The organism is Pseudalkalibacillus salsuginis, from assembly GCF_021646685.1.
Lineage (GTDB): Bacteria > Bacillota > Bacilli > Bacillales > Fictibacillaceae > Pseudalkalibacillus > Pseudalkalibacillus salsuginis.
In genome coordinates this window covers 476,196-499,540 of sequence record NZ_JAKJHW010000003.1, presented here as the reverse complement: position 1 = coordinate 499,540, position 23,345 = coordinate 476,196, and the positions used below count along the sequence as shown (strand labels likewise).

The following is a 23,345-nucleotide window of genomic DNA, read 5'->3' as shown; positions in this document are numbered from 1 at the left end:
TATTATTTATCATCAGTTTAAGCAAAATGGCATGTTTCCTCATCCGTTTATGGATTGAATGATCACTCATTAAATAGTCGTAAGAATCTCTACGATTCCTGAGACTAAAGTTGTAGAAATCAGACAACTCCCGACATTAATGCGAAATAGAATAAAGTAGAGGTAATCAGACCAAGTCCTACACTGATGACAACTGGAAGCCGTTTGATAAGACTGAATAAGGTCACCCCTGCCATAACAGTTCCTCCTGCGCCCCACAACAACGTTTCATTAGTGATATTAAAGGAAATCACTGATTGAGGATCAATCTTCCCGTCAAAAAAATACAAGAATAAAGGTGAAGGCGGCACTTGCTGAATCGTCCGCCATACTTCATGTGGAGGAACCTGCTGAGACAAGAATGCCGTGACCGAAAAGACAAAAAGCACAAGGATGGTTTCACCTTGGAGCGACCGTTTTACATGCTTGTTTCCATTCCGTTGAATCGACTTTTTCAAATAAAAGCCATGGATACACGCATACAGAAGAACCGGGATCAACAACAGATGCTTGATCACAAGGGCTTGACCGTATGGCAAGACCCAGGAATCCACATATTGCGGTGCTACGATTTCATTGATTAACAGACCGCCGCCAGTCAATATGAGAACAGCGCCGATTGAAAATGGTGTGTACCAATTCAAGAACGGAATCCAATACGAATCACGGGCAGAACCCCATGCCACGTATAAAAGGATACCGATCCACCCTGCTATCGCGATCACATGAAAGAAGTGTGCGAGAAACCCGACTACTGGGTAGAGGGATGCAGGATGACTGGCAAACGAAAACGAACTGATCAAAACGACACATAAAAACAAACCAAGTCGGGCATAAAACGTTGTATTCTTCAAATCATTCTTATAGACAAGCAAAAACAATACGACAGCGATCAAAAGGTTTGCAAACCATGCTTTTCCGACGCTGAAGTTGAACAACACTGAGGTAAATGTCTCCCAATAACCGATGCTTTTAGAAAGATACTGGATGATTTGCAGAAGCTGGACGAACATAAGAATCGGAATGGAGACGATGATCCATAACAGCAGTTCTTTTGGAACCGTCACTTTCGGTTTGTGTTTTTCCGGGATTGACTGAAGTGACAAACCACCTAAAAGCAAAGAGAATGCTAAATACAAGATTCCTTTGAAAAAGATGATCATTCCCCAGCCTTCTTCCTTAGTAGCCACCATATCAGGCCTATTCCAGCAAGAACAGCAATCGAAGCGATTCCGATGATGACTGGGGATAATCCATTTTCTACTTCACCCTTGTTCTTTTCCCCTGTTGCTGAATCATCGGCTTTGTCAGGCTGTTGTTCGGCTTTTTCCTTATCTGTATCTTGATTTTCTTCAGAGTCACCAGCTTCTTTTTCAGATTCTTCCGGCTCTCCTGCTTCTACTGAAAATGAAAATTCTCCCTCAACAACGTGGGAGTCCTCTGAAACGATCTCATATGAAACAGTATACGATCCGGTTTGTAAAGGTTCAGATAACTGACCAAGCATGACATCATCCTGAATGTCCGCTGACTCAACTTCTTTAGAGACTCCATCTTGATCTGTAACCGTGAATGTACTTCCTTCTTTGATTGTTGAATTGAACTTGAAAGTGATGATATCCAGAGAATGCTTTACAACTTCTCCGTCCTCAGGCGATGAACTTTGAAGAGAAGAATGCGCATATGAAGATGAAGGATTGCTCATCATTGTCAAAATGATTACAAAACAAATGATCAAATATTTGTGCATAAGATGTTCGATCCTTTCTTTTCAATTATCGAATCCATCTTACCACCTGTGCATTCCTGTTTCTACTTTGTTCACATATCTTTTCTATATTGAATACGGATATCATTCTAAAAATGCCCGGACCAACAGCCCCAAACGGGTTCTATTTCGGAGTACACACAGGGTACAATGCATACATAAAATCGCAGGTGGATTCACATAGGAAATCACCTGCGATTTTACTTGATATTTAAAGGTCTTGGTTTTAAAACCGCTCCAAATTCACAACGCAATTCACAGGGTAAGAAATAAATATTGTAGAGGACCCAGGCAAAGTTATTAAGTAATATAGGATTTAATTCGCTCTTTTTCTTGAAATGGGGACAAGATTCCGAAGGTTGATAGGCAGTTTCTTTAACGTGATCGGAAACCACTCCTTCATGATGAAGTCTTGGAGCTATATGACTTCGCTTTTTCAATATATTGATAAATCTTCAAGTCCATCCCATGATCTTTCTTTGTCGGATTTTCAAGATGAAACCGCTCTACGGCTTTTTCAATCTCAGGATCCTCATTATTAAAAACAGCTTGTGACTCCGCTAAAAGTTTGGCTAACCTTATAATCTCTGTATTTTCTGGAGGTATCCCCTCCTCGAATCCTGTAATTAGTTTAGAGAGGACTTCGTTTGACTCTGTCCTCATTTTCATCAATTCCTCTTGGCTGAACTGTTCCATTCTTTTCTTTAGCTTTTCTTGTTGTTCAGGCGTGAAGTAATCCCAAACACCCATACTTTTCACCTCATTTTGTGGAATGTCTTTCATCATGGACGATCAACCTTCATGAAACACCTGATATCCGCACTCTTTAACGGCTGTCTCGATTTTTTCCAAAGAAACATGATGTTCATCATACTCGAGACTGACAGTAGCCCTTTTTAGATCTACGCTTCCTTTGACTCCTAGTTCTTGTAAAACATTTTCAATGGTAATAGCGCAAAGACCACAACTTAATCCTTCTACTTTCAAATTGATTTTAACTATTATCCAAACCTCCTCCATCATCAATCATTAATCAACATGAATGTTGATTAATGATCACGTTTGTATATTATAATAGGAGAGTAGAGTATCGGATTCAATAAGCAAGATTTATAGAACTGTCGAGAATTCAACACATGTATAAGAACCTGTTGTTTTTCTCTATTTTTTTATATAAGGAGGTTTTACAATGTCAATGGATCGCCGAAAAGTAAGGACCAAGGCGCTTCTTCGGAAAGCTTTAATTGAAGTGATGGAAGAGAAAGGACCTGAACGTATAACCGTTCGTGATCTGACTGACAAAGCGGATATTAACCGGGGAACCTTCTATTTACACTATACGGATTTACCCGCTATGCTCCAGCAGGTAAAAACAGAGATGTGGGACGGATTAAAGCAAAGGATGGAGAAACTGAATCCTTATGACTACTTGTCTTTTGCCACCAGAAACGAACCTGATCCTATGATGGTTAAGGTTTTCGAATACTATGCAGAGCATGCCGATTTTTTTCGAGTCATTCTCGGTCCGAAGGGAGATCCAGCATTTCCCGTGCTTATCAAGGAGTTTCTAAAAAAGCATCACATCACAAAAATTCTCAATATTCAGCCGGAATTGGCAGAAACCATTCTGCCAAAAGATTATATGGTAGAATATTTTGCTGCATCTAACCTTAGTATTGTTCTTCATTGGATAGAGACCGGCATGCAGGAATCAGCAGATACAATTGCATTGTTGATAACCAATATCCTCGGCATTAGTGTAGAACGACTATATGGCATTAAAAATCATAATCACGGCAACAAAAGAAAAACCCATGTCCGTAAAACATGAGTTATTCTAATAGTTGGTTCGATTGGGTATTGCATCATTATTTTTTGGATTTTTATTTACTTTGATCTTGGTCAGAACCCGTAAAGTTTTTAATTTTTGCATACATGGTCAAGTCGATGAATCCTTGACCACTATAGGCATAATCCTTCAAGACGCCTTCCCTTTCAAATCCCAATTTTTCAATCAAACTAGAGGAAGCTTTATTATGAGGTGAGATGAGGGCACCTACCCGGTGGAGGTCCAAATGCTCAAATCCATATTCGATAATCGTTTCAATAGCTTCCTTCATATAGGCATTGCCCCAATATTCCGGCGAAAGTTCATAACCGATTTCAGCCCTGTAATAACGATGGTTCCAATTATGGAAACCGCATGTCCCGATCAGTCTTCCATTTGACTTTAAGAAGATTCCCCATCGGATGACCGTATTATGTTTCAAGCCGACACGAAATTTCTGAATCAGTTCTTGAGCTTCTGAAATGTCGGTCATCGGGTCCGAACCGTAAAATTTCAGGATTTCTTTATTCGTAAAAAGATCAAATAGGATTCCGGCATGTTCATCTTGAATTTCTTTCAAAAGAAGCCGTTTCGTGCTCAATTCAGGAAATGATTCCATATTATCCATTCACCTTTCTGCGTTCAGTTCGTCGATTCAAGATAGTAAGGGCATAAATACAAGACAAAAGCCAGACTCCTCCTGCTGAATAACCGGCGATCACATCGCTCGGATAGTGAACATATAAATATATCCGCGACAATCCGATCAGAAAAATCCATAAACTTACCACCAGGACGACAGGCCAATATTGTTTTCCTTTTCTTCGTAAATACTGGACCAATAAATAGCCCATGATTCCATAAGCAGCGATCGAAACCATCGCATGACCACTTGGAAAGCTGTATCCCCCAACCTCAACGAGATGTTCAAGTTCAGGCCTTTCCCTTTGGAAAAGCCCCTTGAGTACTGTGTTTAATCCCCACGCTCCAAGTACTGCAATGAGCAAGATAAACGCTTCCCACTTCAATTGTTTTCTTAATAGGAAGATAAGCAGGATCGAGACCAAAACGACGTATGTATACGTATCACCTGCATGTGTCATAAATATCATGAAATTTGTCATCCACGGTGTTTGCAAGTTATAAATAACATTCGAAATGAACGTATCGAATCCCTGCAACTCATTTTCCAGAAGCTCATTCGACAGCCCGGCAAAAACCCATATAAAAGCCAATGCAGCGAGAATACCTGCTATCAATTCAAGACTGATTTTTTCAAATGCTTTTTTTGTTTTAAATGTATTGTGATCAACCACCGAATCTCCCCTTCCATACCCTATGTATCCTGTTTGCTCTTATTTGAAGAATGAGCCGAACTGCTCAATAAAGCGCCCATTTACCTGTAAACTTGCATAAGAAGATATACCACTAAATAATAGTATTTTATCATGAAAATCCCGCTTGCTATAGATAAAGAAAATACTTCCAATTTCAAATTTAAGAAGGGGTTTTAAAAAGTTAACAAGAAATAACAACATCACAGAAAAATAATTTCCTTTGAAAACATTTGAGGTGGTTACGTGAAGTGGTTAATGGAAAAACCGCGTAAACGGATTTTAACAAAACCGACTAGAGATGTTGAGTACACGCTTGTCTTCATTGGAAGCCTGATCGGATTCTTCTCATCGTGCCTCTATTTTGTGTTATTTGAGCATATTTTCTTTGGTAATCCAACTGACCTGAATAGTGCAATCGCCGGTAGTTTTTCAGGTGTTATCGCCTCATTTTCAGCATTTATGTGCCTGAAGCTTGTAGATTATCAAACACGGAAATTCGCCATATGCATTGCCATCTGTGCGATTTGGGGGTTAATCAGCGTCAGCTACTTTTACACTATCCCTGCTCTCTTGTTATTATCGTCCACTTTCCTTTGTTTTTGGAGGAAAAACAGGGAAATACGTATCATTAAGTAATATAAAGAAAATCACTGAAAAGTTATACTTTCTTAACGTATAAAAAGAAAAAAGGGGTGACAAGATCGCCAGCCCCTTTCCCTATTTCTTTACACGGTCGAACGTCTTTTTCCTTCAAACGAAATATGATCTTCCTCATCTTCATGGTTCGAAGTCTTCAATCTTACTTCTTTTAAGAATACAACAAGAATGACTGCCAAAATCATAGTAAAAGCACCAAAAAGGAATGCACCACTCAGAGCATCACTTAACGTATTTCTCATCGAACCGAGTAACTGGTTCATTAATTCACTCTGTTCAGCCGGAATTTGTTCTTTAAAAGCCTGTAGTTGTTCAGGATCCATAAGAATTTTAGGATCCGATGCCCCTTCCATGTTTCCTGCAGAACCAGTCATTTCTATATTTTTCATATTCGAACGCATGATCATATTCATGATAGCCCCCATTATCGATACCCCGATCGTACCTCCTAACTGTCTAAACAGTTGGACAGATGAGGTAGCAACACCAAGGTACTTATAAGCGACTGAATTCTGGATGGTTATCGTGAAAATCGGAAAACTGCAACCCAGTCCAAGACCGATGATCATCAATCGATAAATAGCATCAAGGTTTGTACTATTGACGTTTAACGTAGTCAATGAGAAGATCCCAATCCCCATCGTCATTAAACCGAGTATAGCCAGTTTTTTATATTTTCCAGTCTTTGTGATCAACTGACCAATAATCGTACTTGAAACGACCATGCTCAACATCATCGACATCATGATGAAGCCCGTTTTAGTGGCAGATGTCCCAATTACGCCCTGGATGAAGAATGGCATATACATGATGGCACCGAACATGGCTATGCCGATCAATAATCCGATAAGATTGGATATCGTAAAGACACTGTTTTTAAAAAGATCCAACGGGAGAACCGGATTAGAGACCTTCCGTTCGGTATATAAGAATGCTAGCAAAGCGATGATAGATATTGCAAACAGGCCGTTCACCTGCAAGGAACCCCACGTATACTGGTTCCCTGCCCACGATAATGCGAGCAGCAACGGAATGATCGTACCTGCGAGAAAAAGCGAACCGAAATAATCGATTCTCCCATAGTCTTTACGCGGTACACTAGGAAATAAACGCATGATCAAAATGAACGCGACAAATCCGACAGGAAGGAATATCCAAAATATCCATTTCCATGAAAAGTGATCGACAATGTACCCACCGAGTGTCGGGCCGAACACACTTGACAGACCGAATACGGCAGCCATCAGTCCTTGCCAACGCCCCCTCTCGCGTGGGGAAAACAAATCACCGATCGACGAAAAAGATGTGGAAAAGATCATCCCGCCTGCCAACCCCTGGAAAGCTCTATAGATGATGAGCATTGTCATCGTATGGGCTGTTCCACATAAGAAACTCGCAATGATGAATAAACCTAATCCGAACAATATAAATGGTTTACGACCGTACATGTCAGACAATTTTCCGACTAGAATCGCTGTTACACTGGAGGCAAGCATATAAATGGTAAAGATCCAGCTGAAGTAATTCATCCCTCCAAGATCGGAGACGATTTTCGGCAATGCCGTTCCAATGATGGTCTGGTTCAATGCAGCAAATAACATAGACGCTAACACCGCAACCATAATCGTAATCTTCTGTTTTAAAGGTAAATGTTCCATATTTCGCTTCCCCTAACTTTCATTAAATGAATAGTTCACTTTGTGAATCAATAAACAAAAAAGAAAACTTTGGGATATACCAATGTTTTCATTCTTTTTCAACTCAAATCCATACCTCTCTGTTTACTTATGTTTAGAGGAATCAGTGATTTTCGAGAAAAGATGCACAAGAGTCTGCATTTCATCATCAGAGAGGTTTTTGAATTTTCCTTTCATGTAGCGATGCTTTTTTTCCTCAAGGGAATTCACTAGCTCCCGTCCCTTTTCGGTCATACAAAGATAAATCACTCTTCGATCGTTTTCCGCTCTTTTCCTTGTGACGAACCCCCGCTTGACCAGTCGATCAGTCACCGCTGTGATATGACTTGTAGCCACATTGAATTCTTGAGAAAGCATCGAGGTCATGACCTCTTCCTTTTCCATGATGAATTTCATATAAGTAAATTCAGTTGATGTACATTTATCTTCAAAAAGATTGTTGATTTCCTTCCGAAACATCCTGAATGTCGTTCGAAAGCTTTTTTCCAACTTCCATATTAATTGTTGTCGATTATTCATTACACTACACCTAACAATCCATGCATTTAGTTAACCAGGTTAAGTATATCAGATAATAAGTGATATTAAAACCATTGGAATTGTTTAGAATAGTAAAAAGGAATTTAATCCTCCTTAAATATAAGTATATTTATACATATTTTGTGAAATGCATAGCTTCCTATTATCAATTTTGATGGATTTATACTATACTGTAAGTGGAGTTTTGTTTGAAAGGAAGAGTCATATGAATATTGGCTTTTACTTACTACCAAAAAGTGAAGTGAAATACTTGAATCCTGAATCGACTATTCGGCAAGCCTTGGAAAAGATGTCTTACCATAAGTATACATCTGTTCCACTGGTCGATGATGAGGGTAAATATGCAGGAACCTTGACTGAAGGTGATCTTCTTTGGAGATTGAAAGAAGACCTTGATGGAGAAGAAGATTATGATGAAATTCAAAGAATCAAATTGAAGGATGTGCCAAGAAGAGTCAAGAACATCCCGATATCCATCAATGCCAATATGGAAGATCTCATTACATTGGCCACGGACCAGAACTTCATTCCGATTACGGATGATAATGGACATTTTATCGGAATCATCCGACGCAGGGACATCATCAAGTATTGCGCAAGTGTGATCTGGGAAAAAAACGAAGCATGAAACGAAGGCGGAGCTGACAATGATTAGCTCCGTTTTTTATATTCAGGTAAATACCATATTGTTTTACCGTCATTTGCACCTTGATCATTGTAAAATCAACTGGAGGTAGAACTTCCCTTATGATAACACCGTTCCGTAAAAATCGTTGCGCCATATTTCAACAGCAGATAAGGTTACGATTGAAATCAGCACTTTCCTATGATTTCTCCCCCTCGTTTTTCTAGGTATATTCAAGGGTATTATAAAGGATAGCAATATGAGAGGGTAATGTGTATGAAACGTATTAGACAGTTTTTCCTGTGCTTGATTATGATCCTTTGTGTTGGAATCATCCTTTCTGTTAAACAATCGACAGATTTAAAAATACTTGCAGGGATCATCTATTTTAGTATTGCATTATCGGTTTGTTATGTATTGATGCTTGAAAACCGCTCACCATATAAAACACTCTTATGGATGTATGCCATACTGTTCGTCCCAATCTTTGGCTACATCTTTTTCATTTATTCTGGACAGTTGGAAGTAAAAGGTCATTTATTCAAGGCAAAACGGATGGATAACTATGAAAAAGCACAGGAAATGCAGCTCGAAAACAAACCTTCAGAAAAATGGACACACCTGAATGATACAGAACGGGAATTTTCGAGGTTAGTTACGACCCTCAGTGATCAAACGATCAGTTTCTACTCTTATACGGAAGTCTTACGGAACGGTGCTCAAAAATTCCCCCGGTTGCTAGCTGAATTAAGAAAGGCCAAAGATTATATTCATATGGAATATTACATTTTCCGTTCAGATGATATCGGCCGGGAAATCATGGACGTCTTGTGTGAAAAAGCGGCGGAGGGTGTTGAGGTACGCTTCATTTATGACGCGATCGGGAGTCTGAAACTTTCTGATCAAGATGTATCAAGGATGAAAGAAGCGGGTGTACAGGTTCATAGTTTTCTTCCTATAAAGAAAGGGTTTTTCAATCAAAAATTCAATTTCAGGAACCACCGGAAAATCGTTGTGATTGATAATAGGATTGGTTTCGTAGGGGGATTGAATGTCGGTAATGAATATCTCGGGAAGGGTACAAAATTCGGCTATTGGCGTGATACCCATCTCATTGTAAAAGGCGAAGCTTTACTTGATTTGCAACGCGTGTTTTTACTCGATTGGAGTTACGTAAACAACGAATCTTTATTTGGTGAACGGTATCTGGCAATGGAGCCGAGTGAAGAAAGTGGGGGTGTCCAGGTCGTACCTAGTGGTCCAGATACTTCTCAAGGGGTCATGAGCTATTTATACTACAGTATGATCACCTCCGCCCAAAAATCAGTATGGATCACGACACCTTATTTCATACCGAGCAAGGAAATTCGTACTGCCCTGCTCATCGCCGCCGTAAAAGGAATCGATGTCCGGCTTATAGTCCCTGAAACGAATGATGGTTTCTTGACGCAATATGCCACCCGCTCCTATTTCAGTGAACTACTGCATTATGGGGTAAAGGTTTATCTGTATCAGAAAGGGTTCCACCACCAAAAAACGATTATCATTGACGGAAATTATGCAACACTAGGTACAGCTAATGTAGATTTACGGAGCTTCCATCTAAACTTTGAGGTGAATGTCTTCATGTTCCGAACTCCAACGATCGCAACGTTGGTTTCGCAATATCAAGAGGACCTCGAAGACAGTATGGAGATTGAGATGGAAACCCATCAAAAGCGGGGTCTGTTACTGCGGACAAAAGAATCATTTTGTCGATTATTTTCGCCGGTATTATAACTTGGTGGACTTAATATTTTGAATGGCAGACAAAGGAATACGAGCCACGCAAATGTACTTAGAAGCTTTCCTTAAGCACCTTACACCCAGTTTTCCGACCCGTAAAGTACTCAAAAGCCTTCGCTGAGTACCTTACTCCCAGTTTTCCGACCCGTAAAGTACTCAAAAGCCTTCGCTGAGTACCTTACCCCCAGTTTTCCGACCCGTAAAGTACTCAAAAGCTTTCGCTGAGTACCTTACTCCCAGTTTTCCGACCCGTAAAGTGCTCAAAAGCTTTCGCTGAGTACTTCCATATAGTTTTTCGAACAGCAAGGGACGAGCGAGGCTGCTTATGGACGACCCGTGAAAAAGGGGTGTATTCCACAAAAGCCTATGAAATATAAATTCCATTCCGTGCATACTAAACAAAAGATGTTTGTATAGGAGGATACAGGTATGGGATGGATATTTCCAATTGGTTTTTGGTTTGTTGGCACACTTTTCGCAGCAAGCCCAGAAGTTCTTTTCCGTCTAATTGAGAAGGAGAAGGAAAAATTAAGGAAGGTAGCAGATGAAGCGAGGTTCCGTGATCAAAAGGCTTCTGTTTTCTTCAAGGTTGAAGAGAAGTTGATGAGTTCGATCCCCTGGTGGTCTTTTACATTGATATGCTCTATAATGGCCATTTTTTGGGTTACGTTTGGATTCGTCGCATTAAGCTTTGTACTTGTCTGGTGATTATTAATCATCTGCTTCAAGCAAGGTTTCAAAATCCACCGTCCAACGACTGGTCAAGCTATCTCTTTCCAACCGCATGATGGCATCATGCTTATCAAGCCCTTTTCTATTGTTTGTAATGACTTCTACTGAATATTCGGTAACAAGCAATGTAGAGGGTTCTTTGTCTGATAAAGGCTTGTTTGGATGAACAAAAAATAGTTTCTTCAATATCCTTTTTTTAATAGGATGGCTGACCAACTTGTTGATGATCGTGAAATCCTCCTGATTGACAGCATGGATGAAGATACTGGCCAATTCATCACTTGCTGCATTTTCAATAAATTCGTCCAGCCTGCCCGATGCCTTCAGAATCATCAATTGATGAGATGGATCCTCTCTGTTCGTCCTATGGGTAGTACTGTTTGGTAGATGAATGCAAAAATGTCCCGGAAAGTTATTGGCTAATGTGCCAGCACCATGTGGCATTCCGTGCATAGAGGCTGGGATCATCTCAGAGCCATTCCGTATAAATATGGCCCTCCTCTTCCAACTCCAGTTCCCGCCATAAATCGCTTTCATGATTTCCGTATCGGTCTTCGTAAGAGGCTGTACATCGGCATGTCGTTCCCCTGCCCTTCTTTGGACAGTAAAAGATAAACCTGTTTCAATATCCACAACTTCAAAGGTACTTTTCCTCGGGAAAATCTCATCAGTTTCTTCCCACGTCCTCCATCTGATTCGTTGGGGTATCCGTGTACCATCATCAAAAATCGAAGGCAAATACTCCACCTTGATGTTTTTGGCTAAAGCATCTCCTATCGTTAAAAGATTAGTTAGAAGTCCACAAAAAACCACGACAAGCATCACAAAGGTTCGTATCATCTCAATTTCTCCGTTTCAAAGTATTTCCTCTCCAGTTTAGTGTGGCATGGAGGCATGGAACACTATAACAGGTAATTTTTGTACCAAAAGGGTTTGATTTACCAGTATCAGCAGGACCATATGATAGGGAATGCTATTGAAGTGAGGAGGGAAAATGATGAAAAGAAAAAACAACCGATTGATTGAAATCGAACATCCACACATTAGGGAAGTCGAAGAGCATACTGTACACCCAGGGGTAGATGAAGAACGTACCGGAGACCTTTTGCAAAATACGGCTGATGTAGAAGACGATCAAGCAGGACTAGCTCAGGGTTAGGCAGTTTCTATAATAAATAAGAGAACTTTACTAAGCCAATACTTTGGGCTTTATTAACGTGGTATTGAAGAAATTTTCAAAGGTTGATCCATCGGGTCAACCTTCTAACCTCATCTCTTCTTGCTTGCCACCTCGATTTATAGGCTGGAACTTTTGAGGTGCCTATATTGCGTATAAGAATTGGTATACTTGGTAAACTCCTGTACACTAAAGGATAATACATAATCGTATGGAGGAGATTCCTTATGCACCCCTTGTTGAAAAAATTGAATTATAAAAATCAACCTGAAATCTGGGTGATCAAAGCACCAGCAGAATTTGAAGCTGTAATGAAGGAAATGGCTGAAGAAGTGACGATCATAGAAGATGTGATATCTGGTAACAAAATCCATTTCGCCCTCGTGTTCGCATACGAACAAGCCGATGTCGCTCCATTCGTCGATGAATTGCTTCCACAACTTGAGGAAGATGCTGTCATATGGTTCGCCTATCCGAAGAAATCTTCAAAAAGGTATAGTTCTGATTTGTCACGGGATAATGGATGGCAACCATTAGGAAATTCTGGTTTTGAAGGTGTCAGGCAAATTGCCATCAATGAAGATTGGTCCGCACTTCGTTTCAGGCATATAGATTATATCAAAACATTGACACGTAATAAGAAATTAGCAATGAGCGAACAAGGCAAAAAGAGAGAGATCTAACCGTTTAATGATGAGGATCAAAAATGGGGATGATCCACTCGGACCAACCCCATTTTCTTATTTCTCGCTTTTTACGTATTCATTTTCTTCACTGTTTTCTTTTTGATTGGTTGGAAACCCTTCTCTTGTTCGGGTAATTTCTCTCGTTAATTCATCAACGCTAGAACGGACATTTCCTTTACCAGAGAAGTTCTCGATGAGTTCTTTTACATCTAATCCAGAAGAAGCTTTCAATGACTCCTGCAAGGTCGACATCAAGTTGGTAGCATATCCTGTAACCTTGTTGGCTCCTCCACCTTCACCGCTTCCGGTATCAACGACTGTGATTTTATCTATGTTAGACAGCGGGCTTGCAATTTCTTTTGCATAAGATGGCAGCATAGTGATGATCATATCGAGCATTGCAGCTTGGCCGTACTGTTCGAATGCTTCTGCGATTTTTTGTTTCGCTTCTGCTTCGGCAAGACCTTTCAAACGGATAACTTCAGCTGCAGATTCACCTTGGGCTCTTTCCGCATCAGCTTTTGCAATACCGTCGATCCGGATTTTCTCAGCCTCTGCCCTTGCCATTGATTCAATGCGATATTGTTCAGCATCTGCAGAAGCGATTTGTTTACGTTTATCCGCTTCTGCGGATTGTTCAACTGCATAACGATCGGCATCTGCTTTTTTCTTGACCTCGGAATCATACTGCTTCTCACGCCGGGAAATTTCTTTTTCCTCAAGTTCAATTTGCTTTTGACGCTCAATGATCTTTATCTGCATCTGATGCTCGGTAACCTCTTGCTTCGAGCGTGCTTCTTCAAGATGGTATGCTTGGTCAGCACGCGCTTTAGCCCTATCTTGCTCTTCCCTATATTCCGCGATTTTCAACTGGTTGATCTTTTCTGCTTCCGCCACTTCAGTTCCACGTTCAAGTTCGGATTTTTTCGCCTCTTTATCCGCTTCTGCACGTTTAATGCGGGTTTCCTTTTCAGCTTCAGCAGTTGCAATATCAGCATCGCGTTTCACTTGAGCGATCCTTGGCTTACCAAGGGACTCTAAGTATCCATTTTTATCGCGGACATCTTTAATTGTAAATGAAACGATATTGAGACCCATTTTAGCAAGGTCTTGTGAAGCGACACGTTGGACTTCTTGAGAAAATTTTTCACGGTTCTTGTATATCTCTTCAACTGTCATCGATCCGAGGATTGATCGCAGATGTCCTTCTAGCACTTCACGCGCTTCATTCTCCCGGTCACTTTTCGTCTTCCCTAAAAACTGCTCTGCAGCAGTAGCGATCTCGCCGATTGAACCGCCGATTTTGATGATGGCCGTCCCATCAGCCATGACTGGTACGCCTTGTTCTGTGTAAACTTCCGGTGTTTGCACATCGATTTTACTGGATAACAGACTTAACGATTCAGCCTGTTGGAACACAGGAAGCACGAATGTACCGCCCCCGCGTACGATTTTGATCCGGTTACCGCCTTCGTCAATGTTGACATTCCTTGAACCCAGGTAACTACCTGTAACGATCAAGGCTTCATCTGGACCAGCAGTACGATACTTTGAAACAAAAACCCCAATTAAAGCAATCAATAAGAATACTACGATTCCAATTACAATGAAAAGTGGACTTAGACTCATATTTCCCTCCTGAAATTTGAAATATTACACGTTGAAAGAGGATGACTCATAAGGAGTAACGTGCAGGACTCCATCTTTAATTTCAATGATCAGAATCTCCGAATCAGCCTCTATCGGCCTGTTGTCAAGACTGATTGCAGACTTTGCGATGTTTCCGCTGTTCCCGCTGATCAAGACCTCACCAAAACCATCAGAAGGGATGGAAGTAATAACTTTACCGATCCGACCTTGCAAGTCTTCCATTGCATACGTATTTGATTCCTCCGCTGAGGAAAGCGGAATCAAAACAAAAATGTTCAAGAGCGTGACAAAAAGGAAGGCTAAAAGTCCTGAAATGATCAAGATCATCCAGCTATGCACCCCTGTCATGATTTCAAATAAATACCCGCACGCACTGAATATCGTGATAAAAGACAGGATCAATGTCGGATTGAAGAAAGTCTCTGACAAGACTTCAAAAATCCCTTCTAATATGTCGCTCAGTAAAATGTAAATGAGCGTCAAGCACCCTCCTATGATGAGTCCATAGAGATAGATCATCTCTATGGAAAAACCAAACAGTTCCATATGGATCCCCTACTCGTTCGTTACATTCGTTTGGTTTGCCATTCGTTCTTTCAGTAAACGTAGTTCTTCATCTATGCTGCTTTTTTGCTCCATTTCTTTCAATTCGTCGTCTAATGTTCTGCTGGAGACATTCAAGTCCTCACTCGTTTCCGCTTCTGCCTCGAACCGAAGAACCTTTTCTTCCATACGTTTAAACCCTTTCTTCGTGCCTTCACTGTTATGCATAGACATGGAACGATTGATGTTCGTACGTGCCTTAGCAGATTGGGCACGGGATTTCAATGTTGCTTTCTTCATCTCCATATCACGGTATTCCGATTTCATTTGTGCCAGCTTTTCCTTCAGATCAGCTGCAGTTTTGGATGCATCGATGTATAAATGTTCCAATTGACTAGCTTCTTGTTGAAGACGCCCTTTATCCTCCAGGGCCCTTTTCGCTAGATCTTCGTTGTTCTCCTGAAGGGCATGGATCGCCTGTTCTTCCCGTTTTCCAACCATGGATTGCGCTTCTTCCCACTTCATCTTCAACAGCTTTTCTTCTGCCATGATTTTTGCTGTCGCTTTCTCGGCTTCCTGGATATCGGATGCCATTTCACGCAGGTACTGCTCGACCATCTTGATCGGATCCTCAGCTTTGTCGATCAGACTGTTCAATTCTGAATTGACAATTGTCTTCACCCGTTTAAAAAGCTCAAACATTACAACCCCTCCATTACCTGAAAAATTGTTGAGACGTTCAATTCCTGCTCATTGTTTATTACGGTTAGGTATGTAAAAAGTTTCATTTATTTGTAAAATTAAGAAAATCCAATTTTTCATATGCACATTCCTCTCTTTATTTAAAAGTTTATAGTACTATTTATTCAACGTTAAAATATATCCGATGAGGTGATCATATGAGGAGTTCCAATCCAAGTTTGAATGATAAAACATTCCGCAGATTCCAAGGAACCGCTTCTGAAGGGAATGCGATGACAATTGGTGGTGCGGTAAATCGAACCTTCATTCTTCTGGTCGTATTGATGGGAAGTGCCTTTTATTCCTGGAACCAGTATTTTTCAGGGGAATCTGTTCAACATCTGTTATGGATTGGCTTGCTTGGCGGGCTGATAATGGCATTCGTTACAATATTCATTCCTAAAATCTCCCCTATAACAGCTCCGGTCTATGCTTTGCTTAAAGGATTGGCGATTGGTTCTCTTTCTGCAATCTATGAATCACTATATAGCGGTATCACATTACAGGCCGCTCTACTGACAATCAGTACTCTGCTAGCGATGCTTTTGTTATATAAGACGGGTACTATTAAAGTTACAAAGAACTTCAGAATCGGGGTTATATCTGCTACCATGGGGATTTTTTTCGTATATTTGATTAATATCATCTTGAGGTTTTTCGGAATGAACGTTCCTTTTCTCCATGACACAGGAACGGTGGGAATCATCATTTCTTTGGTGATCATTACGGTAGCTGCATTGAATCTAGTCCTGGATTTCGATTTCATTGAGGCAGGTGCCCGACAACAAGTACCGAAATATATGGAGTGGTATGCCGGATTCGGATTATTGGTCACACTCGTCTGGTTATATCTTGAGATGCTAAGGCTGTTAGCTAAGATCAGAAGAAATTGATATGGGGGCATCAGAATGAGCAATTTGAGAGTCGAGCATGCGAAATCTTGGTTTCACGACGTTTTTGGTAGTGGAGATCTAGATCGGTTAGATGAAATTGCTATTGCGGAAGTAAAAATTGAAACTGCAGGACGTCATTTAGTGGGAAAACAGGAGTTTATTGGTTTCCTTGAGTGGTACCGATCGACTTTTACGGACAGTCAGTGGGAATTACATGACATCATCACAGGAGATGGAAAGGTTGTCATCCGCTATACTGGGACAAGTATTTATGCAGGTGGATGGCTTGATCTGCCTGCACGTGAAGAGCCGGTAAAGGAGACAGGCGTATTGATTTTTGCTTATAATAGAGATCTGATCAGCAAAGTATGGTGTGAATTGAGCGACCTTGAAGTATATAGTGACTTAGGAGGTCTTGCCCATATGAAGAATGCTGAAAGCTGACATTATCAGAATCATTTCTGATGATATTAAGGGTTTTTAACATAAGGGTGATCCGAAATCATCGGGTCAACCCCTATTCAGTCCATTCTTCATGCGAATAAAACAACAGTCCGACAAAAGGATATACATTTGTCAGATGAAACATCGACCCATTCCATATATAATTAAGGCAGTGAACCTCGGTGCCTGGCACCGCTCAGGAAGCTCCTGAAAACATGAAAAAATGAAATCTGGAGTACTCTGAAAAGGTTTCTGAGGTACTGAAAACTCGAAAAAAGGGATTTGAGGTACTCAGAAGAATTTGGGGTACACCATTGACTTCTAAATCGGTGCCTGGTACAGAAACCGTAGCATTTAATAAAGGATGATGTAGATGAAGCGCATTTTATTAACGGGTGGCGGCTCGACCGGTCACGTTGCTGTCAACCTTGCTTTGATCCCTCACTTGAAACGTAACGAATGGGAAATCCATTATATAGGATCACACAACGGGATTGAACGTGAACTGATTGAACCTATACCTGAAGTAACCTATTATCCGATCTCCACCGGGAAGCTACGAAGGTACTTTGACATCAATAACTTTAAGGACCCGTTCCGTGTCATCAAAGGGATCGGCCAGGCTTATCGGATCATCCGGAAGGTAAAGCCAAGCATTGTTTTCTCAAAAGGCGGATTCGTTTCTGTCCCAGTTATTCTCGCCTCTCGCATTACGAAGACACCCGTCATCTCTCACGAATCAGACATGAGCCCTGGTCTTGCGAATAAAATTTCTATGCCTTTTGCTTCAAAGGTTTGTGTAACTTTCCCTGAAACCCTCAAGCATCTTCCTGAAGATAAAGGGATTTTACTTGGATCAATTGTGCGGGAAGAACTGAAAAAAGGGTCAAAACGAAAAGGACTCCATTTCTGCGATTTCACTGATTCGAAGCCAGTCATCCTCGTAATGGGCGGAAGCCAGGGAGCGAAGAGAATCAATGAAGCGATCAGAAGCCTGGTACCTACCTTGACGAAAAAATACCACATCGTCCATCTTTGTGGAAAAGGTAAAATCGATGAAACAATGAACGTCCATGGGTATAAGCAATTTGAATATATAAAAGAAGAATTGCCGGACATTCTAGCCATGACAGATTTAGTCGTCACACGAGCGGGTTCAAATTCAATTTATGAATTCCTCGATTTACAAATCCCGATGATTCTTGTTCCACTGCCTCTCAGTCAGAGCCGAGGTGATCAAATCCAGAACGCAGAATCCTTTAAAAAGCAAGGTTTCGCTGAGGTGATACAAGAAGAAGATGTCATGGACGAATCCCTTCATCAGTTGATCGAGAAAACATACAGTGAACGGAACAAGTATAAAGGTAGTATGCAGCGGAGCGAGCAAAGCAACCCACTGGAAAAGCTGTACGAATTACTAGAAAGGTTCAGCAAATACTAGCTATCATTTGATTTTATACGAAACAATCATTAAACTATAAATAAGGAAAACATTATAGGCTCATTCCTTAAAGGGGAGTAGCTTGACACAACAAAGTCGTCATTACAGGAAACCATTCCTCGGCTTTGTTGGCAACATTTGTTGTTAGCGAGACCTTTACCAGTTGTTCGAAAGTCCTGGTGGTCTCTTTTTAGATAGACGTGGTCACCAGATAAGGTGGTCACGTTTTTTTATTCCTATGAAAGGAGAGGAGAAAATGGCTATAAAAAAACTGATCAAAGCGCTAATCCTGAAAAAGGGATATCGGTTTGCAAAGAATCATATCATCCCTATAGCAAAGAGAGAGCTTAAGAAGCGACGGAAAAGATAAAATAACCCATTAAAAAAGGAGAAAAGGTCATGAAAAATTGGTTGCTTTACAGTATGATGGCGTTCATGTCGATCATGGTCCTAAGTGGATGCTCATTACTTCAAGGGGTCAACAATACAGTCGAGTATGTAAACGGGGCTACGGATTATATCAATACGGCAAGCACCTTTGCCGATGAAGTCCCTGCACTTGCTGAACAAGCAGTCTCAGATAAGAATGCACGCGCCGAACTCGAGGAAAGACTCAATCAGATGAAATCAGATATTGCAGCCTTCAACGAGTTGGATCCACCAGGGGTAGGTGAAGGTGTTCATAAGAAAATAGTCGGTTACAACGACACCCTCGAGCAAGGCATTGACGGTTATTTAAGTAAGGTTGAAAACGGAGAAGTAGACCCGAAGCTGCTTGAAGATTATAAAATCCTAAAAACGATCAATCAATTGACTAGCATAAAGGAACAGCTTGAACAGCTGGGCTCATGACATATATAAAAGGACTGACCCGTCTTTAAATGACTGTGGTTAGTCCTTTCTTAATATGGACTATTTCTGCACTTCGAAGTGTTTGATCTCAATGACATCAGCTGCAACGTAGTGCTCATTTCCAATGTGGATCAAATGCGGCGGGTGAGGAGACAATGGGGGGACTTCTATTTTTTCCTCGGTCTCCCCTCTTTTTGCAGGATCATTTCTGGGAATGGATGAGAGGAGAGACTTTGTATAAGGATGTATTGGTTCCTTGTAGATTTCCTCTTTCCCGGCAATTTCTAATAGATGTCCTCTATTCAAGATGGCCACACGATCGCTCATATGGTGGACGACACTTAAATCATGAGATATGAAAATGGTTGTCAGGTTGAATTCTTTTTGTAAATCCTTCAATAAATTCAATATTTGTGCTTGGACAGAAACATCCAAGGCTGAAACTGGTTCATCCGCAATAATCAGCCTTGGATTCATGACCAAGGCACGAGCGATTGCAATCCGTTGCCTTTGTCCCCCGGAGAATTCATGGATCGTCTTATGGTAGGAGCTTTTTGCCAATCCGACATTTTCCAGCATCCGATAAGCTTTTTGCGTTCTTTCTTCGGGAGAAAACATTTTCTGTATGACCAATGGCTCTTCAAGAATATCCCCTACTCTAAGCCGCGGACTGAGCGACTCATAGGGATTCTGAAAAATCATCTGGAAATCCTTTCTCATTTCCCTCAACTTTTTCCCTGTTAACTTGGAGATGTCTTCCCCATCAAATTTCAGCAGTCCATAATCAGGCTGTAATATGCGTAAAATTGTTCTTGCAAGTGTTGTTTTTCCAGATCCTGATTCTCCTACAATGCCTAAAGTCTCACCTTCATATACATAAAACGAAACCCCTTCTATCGCTTTTTTTAGATTGATACCATCATGATAGGATGTCGAAAGGTTCTGAACTTCAACGAGCTTATTCATCTAATCAACACCTCAGAACTTTCATTAAAAAACCTGACATGATGTCCAGGTTCCACTTCAATCAACGTTGAAGGGGAATGATATACTTTTTCATCTGCTGAAAACGTCTCAGGTGCAAATATTCTTCCTTCATAGGCCGTTTCCTCAATTACAGCATCCTTTATCGTCTGTAGATGATTCCTTGGTTCTTCAATCTTCGGGATACTATTCATCAATCCCTTTGTGTAGGGGTGAATCGGCTTTTTAAAAAGTGTAAATACATCGGCTGCCTCTACGATTTTTCCTCCAAACATCACCATAACCCGGTCAGCATACTCTGCAACTAATCCGAAATCGTGTGTAATAAGTAAAATGGATGTATTAGTTGATTGCTTGTAATCATTCATAAGGTCTAAGATTTGTTTTTGGGTCGTGACATCGAGTGCTGTAGTCGGCTCATCTGCGATGATCAATTGAGGGTTGCAGGAAATTGCCATCGTGATGAGGACGCGTTGCTTCATCCCTCCAGAAAGCTGTCCTGGATATTGGTTGAAAACTTCTTTCGGCTTATGGAATCCAACTTTCGCCAATAGGCGTAGAGCTTCTCTTTTTAGTTCTTTACGGGCTATAATCCGATGATAAGCCAAACCCTGCGTGATCTGTTTTCCTATTTTCATAGATGGATTTAATGAAATTGATGCATCTTGAAAAATCATTGAAATTTGTTTACCACGAATTTTCCCTAATTCTTTTTTACCTAGCCGTAACAAGTCTTTATTTTCGTAAAAAATGTGTCCGCCGACAACCCTACCGTTCTTAGGCAATAATCCCAAAACAGAAAGTGAGGTTACGCTTTTCCCAGATCCAGATTCACCGATCAAAGCAACCGTTTCACCTTTATTGATCGAAAAACTGATATCATCAATTGCATTCAATTCCTCCTTCCGTGATCTGAAAGAGACTTTAAGATTTTGAACCTCTAATAGTTTCATGACCCGGCCCCCCTTTCTATCTTTTTCATTGTATTTTGCATCCCATTGATAATCAGATTCATAGAAAATATCGTTAATGAAAAGAAACCTAACGGAACAAGGATCACATGCGGACTATGGACGATTTCTTGAAAGTTATTACCGATCAAACCTGACCATTCTCCTGTAAGCGAAACGAACACTTCATGTGTACTCAAAAGATCCCCATCCAAGATTGTTTTTACCCCACCAAGAAAAATAAGTAAAACGCCTAGATGAGCAAGTAAAATCAAAACTTGTATGATTTGTTGGGCAATCACCAATAAAAAACGGCTCCCCATTTCGGGTAATACATGTTTAATATATACATAGCGGTGTTTCGCCCCCAATGATAAGGTGCTGACAATGTGCTCCTTTCTCGTAATCCTTCCCATATCCTTTGAAAAAATAGAGATAAGGGGTGGTACACCGATAAAAATTAATATGATACACTGGATGACCACAATTTCAAAGAAGCCGATCCCTTCTTGGGCTTGTTTCACCGCTAAAGGTGCCAGTAACAAATAGGCTAATATGGAAGTCGGCACAAAGATGGTAGACTCAACCAAATCTTCTAACAAAGGACGAAGCTTCACATTGTAATGATGATAAACGATTGCAAACAGACCTGATAAGAACACTCTAAATACAGCAATCACAATAGCGATAAGCAATGTATATTTTGCGCCATTGATGAGGAGGGTCAATAAGTTCCTTCCAAATTTGTCCGTCCCAAATGGAGGGACCTGAGATGGCGAAAATGGTGCCACATCAACCAACTTCCCATCTTCGTACAGATACTTAACTTCCTGAGGCGGGTCAAAAAACAATGGGGACATGAAACTCAATATGATCATTGAAAGAAGGATAAAGCTTCCAATCAAGAACTGCGGTTGTTTCCATATAGCAAGTCTCATGCTGTTTCCTCCTTTTTTTCTCCAGTTGATTTATCGATCCTCGATTGTGCCAGTTCGAACAGGAATAAAAAAGGAATCGTAATCATGATCGTACCGACTATAAATACGAAGATGTTCGGGCTGAGCATGATCCTCATCAAACCATGGATATTGAACACATATTCCATAATAAAGAGATTAGATAGCATGAATACAAAAATCGTTTTAAAATAGAGAAAAAGATTGAACAGCACGTTCCTGAAAACATGTTGAAATAAAATATAGTAGTCTCCTAGACCCATTGATTTCGCAACAGTCACGTAGGGTTTGTCCCTCTCTTCTTCAAGGAGAAGAAAGGATATTCTGAAGAGTTGGACTGTCGGCAGGACAGATAAAACCAATATTGGAAGCAGATAGATTTTATCATCATAAACGACAGTGACATTACTAATAAGCCAGCCAGTCTTTTGATATATGTAAACAATCAACAATTGCAAAGATATGACAATGAACAAATCTGGAATAGATTCAAACAATGTAAGCATCCCATAAACCATCATCTTAAATAGACGCGGTAATAGCGTCGTACAGAATGTAAACAAGATGGCTAGAAATAAACCGAGTAATAATGCCCCGAAGAAAATCGTCATCGAGTAAACATATTTATCAAAAATGCCTGGGAACAAATCATACGTTTTCCTATTGAATATGTAGGATTGAAAATTGATTGTCTGGTCGAACCCATATAGAAGGCTTGGCAAAAAGCCGATAAAAATAATTCCAATCATAATTGATTTTAATCTTTTAAAGTAACCACCCAACGACACCCCTCAGTCCCCCTTTATTGTTAATTCTATAAAGAGCACAAATACGATTGCCAATATTCTGAAATAATCGTACCAATGAAGACAAATGTTGTAAACATATTCCATTTTAAAAGAACAACTCAGGTAACCTGGACTTCCAGATAGGCTTTTGATGTTTTGAACAAATATAAAAAAGCGACCAATATGGCCGCCTTTTCATTCCTAGTTTCGATACTTTCTTTTCTTATAGATG

The 23,345-nt window shown here is 40.4% G+C and carries 27 protein-coding genes; 11 read left to right on the top strand and 16 right to left on the bottom strand.

The window, feature by feature from the left end:
* Window positions 1-119: 119 nt before the first annotated feature.
* From L1611_RS11665 to L1611_RS20815, 4 genes are all read right to left on the bottom strand, one after another.
* Window positions 120-1,202 (bottom strand): copper resistance D family protein, encoded by a 1,083-nt coding sequence (locus L1611_RS11665; RefSeq protein ID WP_236313250.1) that lies wholly within the window; start codon window positions 1,200-1,202, stop codon window positions 120-122.
* Complete coding sequence (locus L1611_RS11660) at window positions 1,199-1,789, bottom strand: copper resistance CopC family protein (protein WP_236313249.1); 591 nt, start codon at window positions 1,787-1,789, stop codon at window positions 1,199-1,201. The genes L1611_RS11665 and L1611_RS11660 overlap by 4 nt, the downstream gene beginning before the upstream one ends.
* 417 nt (window positions 1,790-2,206) lie before the next feature.
* Complete coding sequence (locus tag L1611_RS11655; protein ID WP_236313248.1) at window positions 2,207-2,593, bottom strand: TipAS antibiotic-recognition domain-containing protein; 387 nt, start codon at window positions 2,591-2,593, stop codon at window positions 2,207-2,209.
* Between the two features lie 6 nt (window positions 2,594-2,599).
* A complete protein-coding gene (locus L1611_RS20815) occupies window positions 2,600-2,827 on the bottom strand; it encodes a heavy-metal-associated domain-containing protein (protein ID WP_236313301.1) in 228 nt (75 codons plus the stop codon).
* A 169-nt stretch (window positions 2,828-2,996) separates the two neighbouring features.
* On the opposite strand from L1611_RS20815, the gene L1611_RS11645 reads away from it, so the two are divergent.
* Window positions 2,997-3,638 (top strand): TetR/AcrR family transcriptional regulator, encoded by a 642-nt coding sequence (locus L1611_RS11645; RefSeq protein WP_236313247.1) that lies wholly within the window; start codon window positions 2,997-2,999, stop codon window positions 3,636-3,638.
* Window positions 3,639-3,690: 52 nt separating this feature from the next.
* Here L1611_RS11645 and L1611_RS11640 read toward each other — a convergent pair whose 3' ends face one another.
* Together L1611_RS11640 and L1611_RS11635 are read right to left on the bottom strand one after the other, a co-directional pair.
* On the bottom strand, window positions 3,691-4,254 hold the full coding sequence (locus L1611_RS11640; protein ID WP_236313246.1) for a GNAT family N-acetyltransferase: 564 nt from the start codon (window positions 4,252-4,254) through the stop codon (window positions 3,691-3,693).
* A 1-nt stretch (window position 4,255) separates the two neighbouring features.
* Window positions 4,256-4,951, bottom strand: coding sequence for a phosphatase PAP2 family protein (locus tag L1611_RS11635; RefSeq protein ID WP_236313245.1), 696 nt, complete (start codon window positions 4,949-4,951; stop codon window positions 4,256-4,258).
* 264 nt (window positions 4,952-5,215) lie between these two features.
* Here L1611_RS11635 and L1611_RS11630 point away from each other — a divergent pair, with 264 nt between their 5' ends.
* A complete protein-coding gene (locus tag L1611_RS11630) occupies window positions 5,216-5,608 on the top strand; it encodes a hypothetical protein (protein ID WP_236313244.1) in 393 nt (130 codons plus the stop codon).
* Window positions 5,609-5,697: 89 nt separating this feature from the next.
* On the opposite strand, the gene L1611_RS11625 is transcribed toward L1611_RS11630, so the two are convergent.
* Window positions 5,698-7,287: an MDR family MFS transporter gene (locus L1611_RS11625; protein ID WP_236313243.1), complete on the bottom strand. Its 1,590-nt coding sequence runs from the start codon at window positions 7,285-7,287 to the stop codon at window positions 5,698-5,700.
* 123 nt (window positions 7,288-7,410) lie between these two features.
* Window positions 7,411-7,845: a MarR family winged helix-turn-helix transcriptional regulator gene (locus tag L1611_RS11620; RefSeq protein ID WP_236313242.1), complete on the bottom strand. Its 435-nt coding sequence runs from the start codon at window positions 7,843-7,845 to the stop codon at window positions 7,411-7,413.
* A gap of 226 nt (window positions 7,846-8,071) precedes the next feature.
* Between L1611_RS11620 and L1611_RS11615 the strand changes: the two genes are divergently transcribed.
* The 3 genes from L1611_RS11615 (at window position 8,072) to L1611_RS11605 (ending at window position 10,984) form a co-directional block, all read left to right on the top strand.
* Window positions 8,072-8,494, top strand: a complete 423-nt coding sequence (locus tag L1611_RS11615; protein ID WP_236313241.1) for a CBS domain-containing protein — start codon at window positions 8,072-8,074, stop codon at window positions 8,492-8,494.
* 273 nt (window positions 8,495-8,767) lie between these two features.
* On the top strand, window positions 8,768-10,270 hold the full coding sequence (gene cls / locus L1611_RS11610) for a cardiolipin synthase (protein WP_236313240.1): 1,503 nt from the start codon (window positions 8,768-8,770) through the stop codon (window positions 10,268-10,270).
* A gap of 435 nt (window positions 10,271-10,705) precedes the next feature.
* Window positions 10,706-10,984 (top strand): hypothetical protein, encoded by a 279-nt coding sequence (locus L1611_RS11605; RefSeq protein WP_236313239.1) that lies wholly within the window; start codon window positions 10,706-10,708, stop codon window positions 10,982-10,984.
* A gap of 3 nt (window positions 10,985-10,987) precedes the next feature.
* Here the strand turns inward: L1611_RS11605 and L1611_RS11600 are convergent, their stop codons facing one another.
* On the bottom strand, window positions 10,988-11,848 hold the full coding sequence (locus L1611_RS11600; RefSeq protein WP_236313238.1) for a hypothetical protein: 861 nt from the start codon (window positions 11,846-11,848) through the stop codon (window positions 10,988-10,990).
* Window positions 11,849-12,005: 157 nt separating this feature from the next.
* Here L1611_RS11600 and L1611_RS11595 point away from each other — a divergent pair, with 157 nt between their 5' ends.
* Both L1611_RS11595 and L1611_RS11590 read left to right on the top strand, forming a co-directional pair.
* Window positions 12,006-12,167, top strand: coding sequence for a hypothetical protein (locus tag L1611_RS11595; protein ID WP_236313237.1), 162 nt, complete (start codon window positions 12,006-12,008; stop codon window positions 12,165-12,167).
* A 245-nt stretch (window positions 12,168-12,412) separates the two neighbouring features.
* Window positions 12,413-12,868 (top strand): DUF3052 domain-containing protein, encoded by a 456-nt coding sequence (locus L1611_RS11590; protein ID WP_236313236.1) that lies wholly within the window; start codon window positions 12,413-12,415, stop codon window positions 12,866-12,868.
* Window positions 12,869-12,925: 57 nt separating this feature from the next.
* On the opposite strand, the gene floT is transcribed toward L1611_RS11590, so the two are convergent.
* From floT to L1611_RS11575, 3 genes are read right to left on the bottom strand one after another with little or no spacing between them, the layout of a single operon-like run.
* Window positions 12,926-14,500 carry a flotillin lipid rafts scaffold protein FloT gene (gene floT, locus L1611_RS11585; RefSeq protein ID WP_236313235.1) on the bottom strand — a complete coding sequence of 525 codons (1,575 nt, stop codon included), beginning with the start codon at window positions 14,498-14,500 and terminating at the stop codon, window positions 12,926-12,928.
* A 24-nt stretch (window positions 14,501-14,524) separates the two neighbouring features.
* Window positions 14,525-15,067: an NfeD family protein gene (locus L1611_RS11580; RefSeq protein ID WP_236313234.1), complete on the bottom strand. Its 543-nt coding sequence runs from the start codon at window positions 15,065-15,067 to the stop codon at window positions 14,525-14,527.
* A gap of 9 nt (window positions 15,068-15,076) precedes the next feature.
* The gene (locus L1611_RS11575; protein ID WP_236313233.1) at window positions 15,077-15,766 is read right to left on the bottom strand and encodes a PspA/IM30 family protein; all 690 of its coding nucleotides are present in this window, start codon (window positions 15,764-15,766) and stop codon (window positions 15,077-15,079) included.
* Window positions 15,767-15,963: 197 nt separating this feature from the next.
* Between L1611_RS11575 and L1611_RS11570 the strand changes: the two genes are divergently transcribed.
* The 4 genes from L1611_RS11570 (at window position 15,964) to L1611_RS11555 (ending at window position 19,435) form a co-directional block, all read left to right on the top strand.
* Window positions 15,964-16,698, top strand: a complete 735-nt coding sequence (locus tag L1611_RS11570) for a Bax inhibitor-1/YccA family protein (RefSeq protein ID WP_236313232.1) — start codon at window positions 15,964-15,966, stop codon at window positions 16,696-16,698.
* Between the two features lie 15 nt (window positions 16,699-16,713).
* Window positions 16,714-17,142 carry a nuclear transport factor 2 family protein gene (locus tag L1611_RS11565; RefSeq protein ID WP_236313231.1) on the top strand — a complete coding sequence of 143 codons (429 nt, stop codon included), beginning with the start codon at window positions 16,714-16,716 and terminating at the stop codon, window positions 17,140-17,142.
* Window positions 17,143-17,515: 373 nt separating this feature from the next.
* Window positions 17,516-18,583 carry an undecaprenyldiphospho-muramoylpentapeptide beta-N-acetylglucosaminyltransferase gene (locus L1611_RS11560; protein ID WP_236313230.1) on the top strand — a complete coding sequence of 356 codons (1,068 nt, stop codon included), beginning with the start codon at window positions 17,516-17,518 and terminating at the stop codon, window positions 18,581-18,583.
* A 399-nt stretch (window positions 18,584-18,982) separates the two neighbouring features.
* Window positions 18,983-19,435: a DUF6376 family protein gene (locus L1611_RS11555; RefSeq protein WP_236313229.1), complete on the top strand. Its 453-nt coding sequence runs from the start codon at window positions 18,983-18,985 to the stop codon at window positions 19,433-19,435.
* Window positions 19,436-19,495: 60 nt separating this feature from the next.
* Here the strand turns inward: L1611_RS11555 and L1611_RS11550 are convergent, their stop codons facing one another.
* Genes L1611_RS11550 through L1611_RS11535 form a run of 4 tightly spaced genes read right to left on the bottom strand, consistent with a single transcriptional unit; the run spans window position 19,496 to window position 23,113 of the window.
* The gene (locus L1611_RS11550) at window positions 19,496-20,401 is read right to left on the bottom strand and encodes an ATP-binding cassette domain-containing protein (protein ID WP_236313228.1); all 906 of its coding nucleotides are present in this window, start codon (window positions 20,399-20,401) and stop codon (window positions 19,496-19,498) included.
* Window positions 20,398-21,372 carry an ABC transporter ATP-binding protein gene (locus tag L1611_RS11545; protein ID WP_236313227.1) on the bottom strand — a complete coding sequence of 325 codons (975 nt, stop codon included), beginning with the start codon at window positions 21,370-21,372 and terminating at the stop codon, window positions 20,398-20,400. Before L1611_RS11545 ends, L1611_RS11550 begins: the two co-directional genes overlap by 4 nt.
* On the bottom strand, window positions 21,369-22,307 hold the full coding sequence (locus L1611_RS11540) for a hypothetical protein (protein ID WP_236313226.1): 939 nt from the start codon (window positions 22,305-22,307) through the stop codon (window positions 21,369-21,371). Before L1611_RS11540 ends, L1611_RS11545 begins: the two co-directional genes overlap by 4 nt.
* On the bottom strand, window positions 22,304-23,113 hold the full coding sequence (locus L1611_RS11535; RefSeq protein ID WP_236313225.1) for an ABC transporter permease subunit: 810 nt from the start codon (window positions 23,111-23,113) through the stop codon (window positions 22,304-22,306). Before L1611_RS11535 ends, L1611_RS11540 begins: the two co-directional genes overlap by 4 nt.
* Window positions 23,114-23,345 lie beyond the last annotated feature (232 nt).